At 35.6% G+C, this 12538-nt stretch carries 11 protein-coding genes; 6 read left to right on the forward strand and 5 right to left on the reverse strand.

What is annotated here, in order from left to right; genetic code table 11:
• The first annotated feature begins 433 nt into the window (after positions 1-433).
• The 5 genes from sdaAB to ATN92_RS04590 all read left to right on the forward strand — a co-directional run bounded on the left by sdaAB (position 434) and on the right by ATN92_RS04590 (position 4759).
• Complete coding sequence (gene sdaAB, locus ATN92_RS04570) at positions 434-1105, forward strand: L-serine ammonia-lyase, iron-sulfur-dependent subunit beta (protein WP_056953178.1); 672 nt, start codon at positions 434-436, stop codon at positions 1103-1105.
• Between the two features lie 11 nt (positions 1106-1116).
• Positions 1117-1983, forward strand: a complete 867-nt coding sequence (sdaAA, locus tag ATN92_RS04575; protein WP_056953180.1) for an L-serine ammonia-lyase, iron-sulfur-dependent, subunit alpha — start codon at positions 1117-1119, stop codon at positions 1981-1983.
• Positions 1984-2039: 56 nt separating this feature from the next.
• The gene (locus ATN92_RS04580; RefSeq protein ID WP_056953182.1) at positions 2040-2477 is read left to right on the forward strand and encodes a DUF6978 family protein; all 438 of its coding nucleotides are present in this window, start codon (positions 2040-2042) and stop codon (positions 2475-2477) included.
• A 2-nt stretch (positions 2478-2479) separates the two neighbouring features.
• A complete protein-coding gene (locus tag ATN92_RS04585; RefSeq protein WP_056953184.1) occupies positions 2480-3241 on the forward strand; it encodes a DUF1828 domain-containing protein in 762 nt (253 codons plus the stop codon).
• A 96-nt stretch (positions 3242-3337) separates the two neighbouring features.
• A complete protein-coding gene (locus tag ATN92_RS04590) occupies positions 3338-4759 on the forward strand; it encodes a C69 family dipeptidase (RefSeq protein ID WP_056954021.1) in 1422 nt (473 codons plus the stop codon).
• 231 nt (positions 4760-4990) lie between these two features.
• Here the strand turns inward: ATN92_RS04590 and ATN92_RS04595 are convergent, their stop codons facing one another.
• Genes ATN92_RS04595 through ATN92_RS04610 form a run of 4 tightly spaced genes read right to left on the reverse strand, consistent with a single transcriptional unit; the run spans position 4991 to position 10335 of the window.
• A complete protein-coding gene (locus ATN92_RS04595) occupies positions 4991-5614 on the reverse strand; it encodes a GyrI-like domain-containing protein (protein ID WP_056953186.1) in 624 nt (207 codons plus the stop codon).
• A gap of 44 nt (positions 5615-5658) precedes the next feature.
• A complete protein-coding gene (locus tag ATN92_RS04600; RefSeq protein ID WP_056953189.1) occupies positions 5659-7602 on the reverse strand; it encodes a sucrose-specific PTS transporter subunit IIBC in 1944 nt (647 codons plus the stop codon).
• The gene (locus ATN92_RS04605) at positions 7595-9271 is read right to left on the reverse strand and encodes an alpha-glucosidase (RefSeq protein WP_056953191.1); all 1677 of its coding nucleotides are present in this window, start codon (positions 9269-9271) and stop codon (positions 7595-7597) included. Before ATN92_RS04605 ends, ATN92_RS04600 begins: the two co-directional genes overlap by 8 nt.
• A 56-nt stretch (positions 9272-9327) precedes the next feature.
• Complete coding sequence (locus ATN92_RS04610) at positions 9328-10335, reverse strand: LacI family DNA-binding transcriptional regulator (RefSeq protein WP_056953193.1); 1008 nt, start codon at positions 10333-10335, stop codon at positions 9328-9330.
• A gap of 240 nt (positions 10336-10575) precedes the next feature.
• Between ATN92_RS04610 and ATN92_RS04615 the strand changes: the two genes are divergently transcribed.
• Positions 10576-11127, forward strand: coding sequence for a ClbS/DfsB family four-helix bundle protein (locus ATN92_RS04615; protein ID WP_056953194.1), 552 nt, complete (start codon positions 10576-10578; stop codon positions 11125-11127).
• A 160-nt stretch (positions 11128-11287) separates the two neighbouring features.
• On the opposite strand, the gene ATN92_RS04620 is transcribed toward ATN92_RS04615, so the two are convergent.
• Positions 11288-12397, reverse strand: coding sequence for an SLC13 family permease (locus ATN92_RS04620; RefSeq protein ID WP_056953197.1), 1110 nt, complete (start codon positions 12395-12397; stop codon positions 11288-11290).
• Positions 12398-12538: the final 141 nt, after the last annotated feature.

Consider the following 12538-nt stretch of genomic DNA (forward strand, 5'->3'; position numbering starts at 1 on the left):
TTAGATTCTGAGCATTTGCAGGACTTTGCGAATTGGCTGCGTAGCAGACAGTTCGTGAAGTCAGGCAAAGCACAGGAATCTGGCCTGCGCAGCTCGTTTCCACTATCAAACATAGAACCATGGTTATAAAAGAAAGAACCAAATCCATAAAAAGTAGAACAATGATTATTCCCAACAAAACCAACAATCCCGGACAGAACCAAGAAATTCATAACATATCAAAATCCTTCAATCCAAAATAAAAAAATCGTAAATATAAAAAGGCTCTGTAAAAGAATAGTCATTCTATACTAAATAACGAAAAAACGGCAAATGTTGAATCAAACATTTGTCGCTTTTTTTCAGAAAATACAAATCGTAATAAAATAGTGATATATTTAACAATTAAAAAATGTAAACTTATAAATAATATAGTTAATCGGGAGTAATTTATATGAAAGAATTACGTTTTAAAAGTGTTTTCGACATAATTGGACCAGTCATGGTAGGACCAAGTAGCTCACATACTGCGGGTGCTGCTAGAATCGGGAAAGTTGTCCATGATATTTTTGGTGAAAAACCTGATAAAGTAACCATTTATTTGTATGAATCCTTTGCCAAGACTTATCGAGGTCATGGAACCGATGTTGCTCTGGTCGGTGGACTTCTGGGGATGGAACCAGATGATAAGAGATTAGCGGATTCTTTGAAAATAGCTTATGAGCAAGGAATCAAAGTTGCCTTTGTCCCAAAGAGTGAAAAAGTTGATCATCCTAACACTGCCAAAATTAAATTGGTTAAAGGTGATCATGATTTAACCGTGACAGGTGTTTCTATTGGTGGAGGAAATATTCAGATTTCAGAAATCAATGGTTTTAAGATGTCACTTAGTTTGGGAACACCAACTTATATTACAGTGCATCAGGATGTTGCAGGGATGATTGCTAAAGTTACTGATGTTTTTTCAAACTTTAATATTAATATCGGAACCATGACAGTTACTCGTGCTTCCAAAGGTGAAAAAGCTATCATGATTATTGAGGTCGATGAACGTCGTCAACGTGATGAAATTTTACAGAAATTATGTGCATTGCCAAATGTCGATAATGCCACATATTTTGAATAGGGGTAACACTAATGTTTTATACAATTAAAGAATTAGTCAAACAAAGTGCTGATTACGATTCTGTCGCTGACTTAATGGTACAAACGGAAATGGAAAATACTGATCGTAGTAAAGAATTCATCCGTTCAACGATGGAACGTAATTTGGAAGTTATGGAAAATTCCATTAAAGAAGGTGTTGCTGGTGTAAAATCAGTAACTGGATTAACTGGTGGCGACGCTAAAAAGATGAACGCCTACATTGAAAAAGGGGACTTCTTGAGCGGTGAACCGATCCTGGAGGCTGTTCGTAATGCAGTAGCTGTTAATGAGGTTAATGCCAAAATGGGCTTGATTTGTGCAACACCAACTGCTGGTAGTGCTGGTGTTTTAGCCGGTGTTCTAGTAGCGACTAGAGATCGACTTCATTTAACTCGTGACCAACAAGTTGACTTTCTATTTACCGCAGGAGCCTTTGGTTTAGTGATTGCAAATAATTCATCGATTGCTGGTGCTGAAGGGGGTTGTCAAGCTGAAGTAGGTTCCGCTGCCGCAATGGCATCAGCTGCTTTGGTTTGTGCTAAAGGTGGAACAGCTCAAATGGCAGCTGAAGCTATTTCTATTACTTTACAGAATATGATGGGTTTAGTTTGTGATCCTGTGGCGGGATTGGTAGAAGTTCCTTGTGTTAAACGTAATGCTTTAGGAGCTTCTCAAGCGATGATTTCAGCTGATATGGCTTTAGCGGGAATCGCAAGTGTTATACCGACTGATGAAGTAGTTGAGGCTATGCATCAAGTTGGACAAAGAATGCCTTCTATTTTTAAAGAAACAGCTGAAGGCGGTTTAGCAACAACACCAACAGCTTTGAAGTTGAAAAAAGAAATCTTTGGTGAATAAAAAAACGTAATTTATTAATGGTGTACAAAAATCTACTATATTTTAGGAGTCTATTTGTGGATAGAAATACATATAATAAATTATTTAATCTAGATAAAGTGTTAAATAAGCCTAAAGTGAGGTTAGCAAATGTTAATAAGCAAAAAAGCTATCTTGCTCGTGGCTTATTTGATATAAGAAAAAAATTTACTATTGTTATGAATTGTAAAGGACATAAAAAAAGAAAATTATCCTTAATGATAAATTCTAGCGATGGGAATATGATGAGGTTTGATATTATAGGTAAACCTCATCATGGATATCCAACACCTCACTTACATATATTCAATGCTGAAAATATTTTTGAGTGCGAGTTTGTTGAAGAATCTGAACTTCCATTTCCGCTCAATGAGATTATAAATAATTCCTTGGACTTCCAGAAAGACTTAGAAGTGTTTTTCACTTATAATAAAATCAAATTAGACAATGTTGTTTTTGTAAAGGAGGAAGATTAATAATGGATTCTTCGCTAGTAGACGACTATTTGAATTGGTTAAAAGGACAATATTCTATTGAACAATTAAATGGTAGTCAGGAAATAGTTACGCCATTTACCAATTCGATAGGAGATAATATAACCATTTATGTTTCTTCAAACTCCGATGGAAAAATAACTTTGACGGATGATTTTGATACAATTGGTGATTTGGAAATGATGGGAATAAATTTTGATACGATTGTTAGAAAGAAGTATTTAAATAGTATATTAAATAATTACAATGTGCAGTGTGTTAATAAAGAACTTTTTGTTATGGGGGATAAGATAGAATTTCCTGAAATGAAACAACGTTTAATGCAGGCAATAATTCGGATTGATGATTTATTGATGACTCGTAAAGAGAATTACACAAGTTTTTTTAAATCAGATGTCTATCAATTCTTTGAAAAAAATGACTTTGGTGGATTGAAAACCTATAGGCCCTATGGTGAAAGTGGAAATAACTATGTAGTGGATTATACTATTCCACTAAAAGGTAATCGTCCATTTAGATTTATCAATTTTACTAATACTTCTTCATTTTCTACAATAGCCATGGCCGGTGCCATGTATGGAGATATTGCCACTGGCTCGGAGTATAATTTAAGCAATTCAGAATTTGTTATTATATACAATTCCCAAGTATCACGTCCTAGTCATAAAAGCATTAATATAGCTCAACGATATGATTTAAAATTAATTTCGTGGGAAGATAAATCCAAAATAATGGCGCTTAAATAGATTTTTAAAGTTGAAAGAGAAAATCTTTCAGCTTTTTTAGTTATTCAGAAGTAAACTATTATATAAGAAAATTTTTTAATGGAAGGAAATTTATTAATGAAAAGACATACACATGCGGCTTGTACTTCAATTATGGTCGGCAAAAAAGCCTCAATTGACGGCTCTAATTACATTGCTCGTAACGAAGATAACTTTGTGGCAAATTGGCCTAAGAAATTTTATGTACAAAAGGCGGTTCAAAATCGCCATGAGACTTACGTTTCACCCTACAATAAGTTAACGGTTGAATTGCCAGAAACTGGTTATCGTTATACAACTTCTCCAGATGCAAATCAGGACGAGGGCTATTACGAAGAAGATGGTATCAACGAAAAGAATGTAGGAATGAGCGCAACTGAAAGTGTTACTGCCAACGAAAAAGTTTTGGCCTATGATCCTTTGATTAAAAATGGAGTAGCTGAAGATTCCATGACTACTTTAGTTTTGCCTTACATTGATTCTGCACGTAAAGGTGTTCAATATTTGGGCAATTTGATTGCAAAGTATGGCTCTACCGAGAGTAATGGTGTTGAATTTTTTGATAAAGATGATATTTGGTATATGGAAATTGCTACAGGACACCATTGGGTTGCTATTCGTATTCCTGATGATTCTTACGCCGTAGCCGCTAATCAAATTGGTATTGAAAAAATTGATTTTTCCGATCCAGAGAATTATATGTGGTCCGAAGGTATTCAAGAGTTTGTTGAAAAAAACAATTTGAATCCTGATTTTGACGGTTGGAATTTCAGACATATTTTTGGAACTGACACTAAGAAGGATCGCCATTACAACACACCACGTGTTTGGTATGGTCAAAAAATGTTGAATCCATCCATTGAACAAAATCCAGAATCATCTAATTTGCCATTTTTAAGAAAACCAGAAAAGAAGATTGCTATTGAAGATATTCAAGCTATCCTAGCTTCACATTATAATGAAACTAAGTTTGATCCTTTGGGCAGTGGTAGTGAAGAAGATAAGAAACGTTATCGTGCTATTTGTTTATCAAGAACAATGAATTCACATATTTTACAAATGCGTGATACAGATACAGGTAATCAAGCAGTTGAATGGAAAGGGTTAGGGATGCCTTGTTTTAGTGCTTATGTGCCATTCTTTACCAATGCCAATGCAATTGATGAATCGTACAGTTTTGTGCCGGAAACAATGAACTTAGATAGTGCTTATTGGTTATACACAGCTTTAGAGTTTGTTGTGGAAAGCCACTATCAAGAATTCGTTGAACCAAATTTGGATTATCAAAAAGAATTAGCTCAATGGGCACGTCAAAAAATAGCAGAAGTAGATAAGGAATCTCAGAAACTTTCAGGAACTGCTTTAACAGACTATTTGACTGACCAGAATAAAATCATTGCTAAACACTTTAATGAGGCTACTAGAGCCCATTTGGCCGATTTAGTTACACAAGGAACAGAGTTAAGTAAGTTAACATTCAAGATGGATCCAAATCTTTAGAGAGCGAAGCAGGGGCGGTTAGCCCCTGAGGATTAAGACTACTTTCTCAGTCGGCAACGAAGTGCCGGCAGAGAAAGTTGACTTAACCGGAAGGAGTTGCCCCTGCGTAGCTCATTTCAATAGAGAGTGCGGCAGGCCCGTTTCTACAATAAAAATTAGAAATAACAACAAAATAGCCCAGTATGACAACCATATGATGGTCATCGTACTGGGCTATTTTGAATGAAAATTTCACTTAATCTGATAACGTAAAATGGTTTTTAATCTATCTGGTGCTACACGTCGAGCATCTGATAAATAGATTTCACGATGAATTTTCGAAGCACGTTGTTTATTCTGTTCAGAAACGAAATTATCAATTTTTTCAAAACTAGCGGGTTCGTCATCGTAACTACCTACGTGCAAAACTTGCGCCACTTCCACAGCAGGATAAGTTTTGATTTCTAATTTATCTAACTCTGAAGGATTCTTCTTTTCTCTAACAGTCTCTAAAGCCGTAGAAACTACATTATCCGGCACAAAATCGGGAATACGGATCATAATATCATAGCTAAATTCGTTTTTGTCCAAGTGATCTAATTGTTGACCCTTAGTAGTTAAAGACCAGGCACCTTCTAATGGGAAAACTACATAATCATCAAATTCTAAATCCTTATCGATTGCATATTTTCTATAGGCCGCTTTAATACCATAGGCTACGGGATACAGTGTTTGAATTTTTTTACTGAATTCTGGGCCGTTAGGATTGCCAACACCATGTAGAGAGGTGAACCTTTGACTTTGAATCGATAAAATTTGAGGATTCTTTTTAGTTGAATATAATTCTTTTTCCTGTTTGCGCCATTCGTATTTCATAATAGTTGGCCTCCAAAAGACTATTTAAAATGTATTTTAAACTTTTATCCTTGGGTAGCCAATGGTGTTTGTGATGTTTCTGTTTGTTGTTGTAAAGCAATCAAAGCGGAGCCGTTACTAATAGTTTCATCAGGTTCAGATTCGATACGGAAATAATCTTTACTATTGGTAATAATGACCATGACTGTATCGTCTAAGCCTTTATCTTGAATGACTTTAGGATCGAAAGTACCAAGTAGATCACCTTTAACGACTTCTTGATTCATTTTAACGGCGGTAGTGAAACCTTTACCGTTTAAGGAAACTGTATCAATGCCGATGTGAACTAATATTTCTATGCCACTGTCGGTGGTTAATCCATAAGCATGACCAGTTTCGGCTACAACATTTAATTTACCTGATTGAGGAGCGTAGATATTAATTTTTCCAGTTGCATTAGGTTTGATAGCAATTCCTTCACCCATCATTCCAGATGAGAAAACGGGATCGTTAACAGTCTTTAAATCAGCAGTTTGACCATCAATAGGTGCATAAACTGTATTGTCTTGAATCGGATCTTTGTCTTTAGTGTCAGCTACTAAAATTTCTTTTGGAATGGCAAACATGTTGGTAGCAACGAAGGCTACTACAACAGTTAATAATGAAACGATTGTGTAAATAATTAAATCACGAGCATCGTAAATGTACATTAGATAAGAAGGTACAACGGCTAATCCATAAGAGTTGGCAGCTACTTTGAAGATACTTAGAATAGCTGCACCGAAACCACTAGTAAGGACTGTGACAATTAATGGTCTGAAGTTGTATCTAATGAGAATACCGAAAAGTGTTGGTTCAGAAACACCGAATAGTTGTGATGAGAAGGCTCCAACAAAGGTTGCCTTGGCTTTTTTAGACTTAGTTCTCATAATCATAGCTAGAGCAACACCAACGTTAGCAAAGCCGTACATGGCCTCCAAAACGATTAGTGGGTTCAAATGAGTAGCGGCTAGAAGTGATGTTTCGATGGCAATCATCATTTGATGAATACCAACTAAAACCATTAGTGGATAAGCAGCACCAATTAAGAAACCACCGATACCGAATGGTAAATCAATGACACCTTCAACACCAGCAACCATAAGGTTTTCAATCCAGTGAACGATTGGTCCAACACCAAGAATCATGATACCGAAAGTTAAAAGCATGGTTAAGAAGGGCGTGATGATTTGATCTAAAACGTTTGGTACATGTTTGTGGAAGTAATTTTCCATTTTAGCACCAATGAAACCAGCAACTAAAGCTGTTAGAACAGAACCTTGACTACCAATAACGGGAATGTGGCCGAAAAGCATGATAGCTTTAGCACTACCGCCAGCAACATCATAGGCATTAGGTAGACTAGGTGAAACAAGCATTAGTCCAATGACAATACCGATGATAGGAGTTCCTTTGAAGTATCTAAAAGTGGACCAAACAATTAAAGCTGGTAAGAATGAGAAGACAGTTCCAGTTAAAACTGATATTACAGTGTTGACATTGGCAGGAATATCAGATGGAACAGCACCGAATAATTTTAAAACTTGAGCATTAGTGAAGGCACTTTGGAGTCCTAAGAAAAGACCGGTTGCGGCGATAACAGGAATGATAGGGATGAAAATACCAGACAACATAGCCATGAATCTTTGTAATTTAGTTTTATTGGAATTATCGTCGTTATCTGTAGTATCGACGTCATCTTTTCCATAAATGGCGTTAACAGTACCTAATTTATCGATTGCGGCATAGACATCGTTGACTAAACCTGTACCGATAATAACTTGATATTGACCTGAACCAAAGAAGACACCTTTGACGAGATCGAGATTTTCAATTTTTTTATCATCAATTTGTTTACGATTCTTAACAACAAAACGTAATCTTGTTTGGCAATGTGTAACAGATTCAATATTGTCGACGCCAACAAGGTCAACGATTTGTTGTGCTAATTTACTATAATCTTTAGCCATGGTTATTCACCTCAATGAGAACTGCTTGATAAGGAAGCAATTCCTCTGATTTTAAATCCGAATAATTGTTTAAAAGAACTTTACCTTGGGGAAGCTGAATTTGCGTAACTTGAGAACTAAGGTTGACGAATACTTGTGCGTGCTGGCCACGTTGATAAGCGATAACACTTGGAGTGGAATTCTTGACTGGAAGGAATTCACCATTCAATAGGTCATCTTTAAGTGATGAGGTCTGTCTAATTTTGATCATTGTACGATAAAAATTCAAAATTGATGCTTCATCTTTATCTTCAGTCTGCCAATTTGTTTCTGGATCATGTTTGTTTAAGCCAATCCAAGTTTTGTGACCAGTATTGAAACCGTCATTGATTCCATTACTCCAAGGATATGGCAGACGGGCATTGTCACGAGAACGATCATTGACAAATTTTAGAGCTTCTTTAACACTGAAACCTTCCTCAATAGCTCGATAATAGTTATCAGGACTAGAGATGTCGTTGAATTGTTCAATGGAAGTTCTCTGTGCGTTTTGAACGCCTAATTCTTGACCTTGGTAGATGAAAGGACAGCCTCTAAGAAAGAAGAAGAGCATTGCTAGGGCTTTAGCACCAATCTTATTACGATAAGTGGGATCCTTAATGTACTTGCTGATACTTCGTGGTTGATCGTGATTTTCTAAGAAATTAGCACCCCATCCGTATTTCTGAATGGCCAACTGACTCTTAATAATGGCATCATTTAGTTCTTGGGCAGTCCAGTTGGTTTGGTGATACCACTCTGATCCAGAACGGACATCAATGTCGGCGTAATGGAAATCAAAAATCATTGAGAAGTAACCTTTTTTACCAATGAATTTATCTAGTTGGTCGTATTGAACGCCACTAGCTTCACCAATTGTTACAGCATTAGCTGGTTTAAAGGTGTGTTCATTCAACTCATTTAGAAAAACATCAATGCCGGGACGATTTTCGGCCTTACGCTTAACTTTGCCTAAACCATCGTTGCCATCAGGTGTAATTGAAGCAAAATCTTGATCCTTTTTGATGAAGGTAATCGCGTCAATTCTGAAACCGGCGATACCTTTCTTAAGCCACCAGTTGATCATGTCATAAAGTGCGAATCGTAATTCTTTATTTTCCCAGTTTAAATCGGGTTGTTGTTTAGAAAAAACGTGGTGATAATAAAGATTGGTTTCACCGGGTACTAATGTCCAAGAAGAACCCTTTCCAAAATTGGAACGCCAATTGTTAGGTGGTAAATTATTTTTACCTTCTTTAAAGATATAAAACTTACGATAAGGACTGTCGGAGTTTTTGATGGCGTCTTGGAACCAATAGTGCTGGTCAGAAGTATGATTGAGTACTAAGTCCATAATAATTTTGATATTCAAATCTTTGGCTTTTTGAATTAGCTCATCTAAATCTTTCATAGTCCCAAACATTGGATTGATGGACTTGTAATCTGAAATATCATAACCGTTATCGACCATTGGTGATTGATAAACGGGAGATAACCAGATAGTTGTGATTCCTAGAGTATGAATTTTTGGTAGTTCCTGGATGATACCTCGAATATCGCCGATACCATCGTTATTTGAGTCTTTAAATGAGGCGGGATAAATTTGGTAAAAAATTTCTTTTTTCCACCAATTATTGTTTGTTGTTATCATAAATAATTTCTCCATTGTTATATGGAATCGATTCCATATTAGTTATAAAAAAATGCTTAGGCACTTTTTCGAATTATCAATTTTAATTTCAAATCTTCATTAGTAATATCTTCAGGAACATCTTGACCGGTTAGATTTTTCAACAAGATGTTAACAGCTTTGTTAGCCATAGCGTTAATTGGTTGTCTAATAGTTGTTAGGGGAACAGCTGCGAAACGAGCGAATGGTTGATCATCATAACCTATAACTGCAATATCCTTAGGAACCGAAATATTATTTTTTTGTAATTCATCGATTAGGCCAATTGCGACCTCATCAGAGTTAGTGAAGATTGCATCTGGCAAAGTATTATTGGAATTTTTAATGAGACTGCGGGCAACTTCCTGACCATCAGCAGCAGTATGCTTTTGAGAAAAGAGCCAATCCTGATTGATGGGAAGTTGATGTTGCTTAGAAAAGTCTTGAAAAGCCTTAGTTCGAGAATATCCGTGACTCTTAACGGCATAGTTACCACCAGTGATATAGGCGAAGTGATGATGTCCCTGAGTGAAGAGGTAATTCAGAGCATCAAGCGTAGCCTGATAATGGTTAAGGGTGACAGATTGGATATCCTGATATTTGTTTTCTTCATTTAATAGGATTACCTTTTGTGGATAAGTCTGGGCAAAAGAACGAACCAATTCATGATTTTCCACAGAGGCAAGGATGACGCCATCAACTTGATGGTTCTTTAATTGATCCAAAAAACGTTGTTCGGCAGCCGAATCGTCATGTGTTTGTGAGACTAATACTTGATATCCATATAGATTGAGCTTTCTTTCGATTGAATCAAATAATTCAGCAAAGAAGGGGTTAGCCAATCTTGAAACAAGTACACCGATATTTTTAGTTGATTGAGAACGTAGTTGAGTGGCGATAGCACTAGGTGTGTAATCTAATTCATCAATTGCGTTTTGAATTTTTTTACGTTTGTCTTCAGAAACATAGGGGTGATCGTTGAGATAACGGGAAACAGTTCCTACACCGACACCGGCTTTTTTTGCGATTTCTTTAATAGTTGCCATTTATATCTATCCTTCGTTTAATGGAATCGATTCCATGTATTAATTTAACAGAAAAAATTAAAATGTCAAGCGCTTTCATTTATGTGAAAAATCATCAATTTTTTGTATAACTTTTTAATATACCACAATTAAAACGCTTTCTCACTATTTTTTTGCTATATCATGAGCTTTTTTTACCCAAAGTGACAATTTCAGGCCTATAATAGACATTGGGATGTTTTCGTTTGAGTTTTAAAATCAATGAAAGGTAGCGAAGGTATGCAGGTATATAAAAATTCCGCAGAACTAATAGACCAAATTAAAGAGAGTTATCATAAGTTCATTGATGAATATGAGGGTATAACAGATGATGTTGCCGATGAAAGAATTGAGCAAGTGGATAAGACTCCACGTGAAATGCTCTCATATCAAGTCGGATGGATTAATATGATTTTGTCATGGGAAAAAGCTGAAGCTGGTGGGGAAAAGATCACTACTCCAACTCCTGGATATAAATGGGATCAAATGCGTGAGCTTTATCATGATTTCAATATCAAATATGGTTCAGATGGCATAGCTAATGAGAAAGAAGAACTAAGCAGCACTGTAGACGAACTTATTTCATGGGTCGACAAGATGTCACATGATGAATTGTTCAAGCCAGGCGAACGCAAGTGGGCTACAACTAAAGCAATGTGGCCTGTTGCTAAGTGGATCAGAATCAACGCTGTTTCACCATTTAATAATTACAGTCGTCAAGTTAGAAAATGGAAGAACTTTAATTTAAGAGATAAGAGTACCGTTAATTCATAATTAAGAAAGTCCGTATTGACTAGGTTTTATATAGTTGATGTGGACCTTTTTTTGTCTAAGTATGTTGTTCTCCACAGCAAGGATCATTGTTTTACTTCTAATTTTTCCTGTAAGGTTCGAAAAATAACGATAATAAAAAAGCCATCCACTTGAATGACTTTTACAATCCGAAATCTATTAGGAAATAACCAATTGTTCCAATAATGATCAACATAGCAAAGTTGATTATTGTGAAATACAATAAGTATTTTCCTGGATTTTTCTTAAAGAAAAATCGATATTGTTTGAAAGCCAACAAGTTAGCCAATGAACCTACTACAGTACCAAGACCACCAATATTCGTACCTAAGAAAATAGCATGGACGAATTTGGAGAACTTGGAAACTAAAATTGTGGTTGGCACGTTACTAATGAATTGACTAGTAATGATTGAAGTTAAATATGTGCTTGTTCTTGTTTGCAAAAATTGATGCAAATTATTAACAATTGCTGGTTCACGATTGATATTACCAACGGCAATAAAGAAACACATGAAGATCAAGACAATTGAGTAATCAACCGATTCAAGAATATGCGGATTGATAAAGATGACTAACAATATTGCGGCAATCAAAGAACCCCACATAGGAATTACAGAAAAAATTCCCAAAAAAATAATCACTGTGACAGCGACTGTTAAGGTTAAACTTGGAATGTTTAATTCAACAGCAGGCAACTCAGTTAATTCAATTGGATCTTTAGCGAAAAAACGAGTTGAGAGAAAAATTGCTAGGAAAGTGACAATCGTTATCGGTGTAGACATGATAAAGAATTGTTTGATTCCTAGATTGAAATGCGTCAACAGGAATAAATTATGAGTATTACCAAACGGTGTAAACATACTACCAAGGTTAGCAGCCATAGTAATAATAATGACTGGGAAAATTGGATTTACTTTAATATGCTTAGATAGTTGGTAAAATAAAGGAACTAAGGTTAAAATTGTAACATCATTAGTTAAGAACATAGCTCCAAAGAATGCTAAAGAGGCTAACATGAATATCATTTGACGTGTAGTTTTCGCTTTATGCGTCATGTACGCGGCATAATATTTTAGAAAGTCCAAATAGTCATAAATCTGGATTATAATCATCATAGATAATAGTGAAGCAAGTGTCTTCCAATTAATATCCATCAATTGAGGTGGACTAATAAAGATCGATGTTAGAATTGCTGCTGCCCCAGCTATCCATAACACCTTATCTGAAAATACACGTTTTAATACAGCCATTTATGTTTTCCCCTACAAAAAAGAAGTACCCTATCTAGTATAAAGATAAAAGTAGAGTTAAAAAAGATAATTATGTAAAATTCGACGAAATATTTTTGAAAAGTTAAATAATATAAAAATTATTTAGATGAAAAGCATAAT

This window comes from Companilactobacillus bobalius (assembly GCF_009764355.1).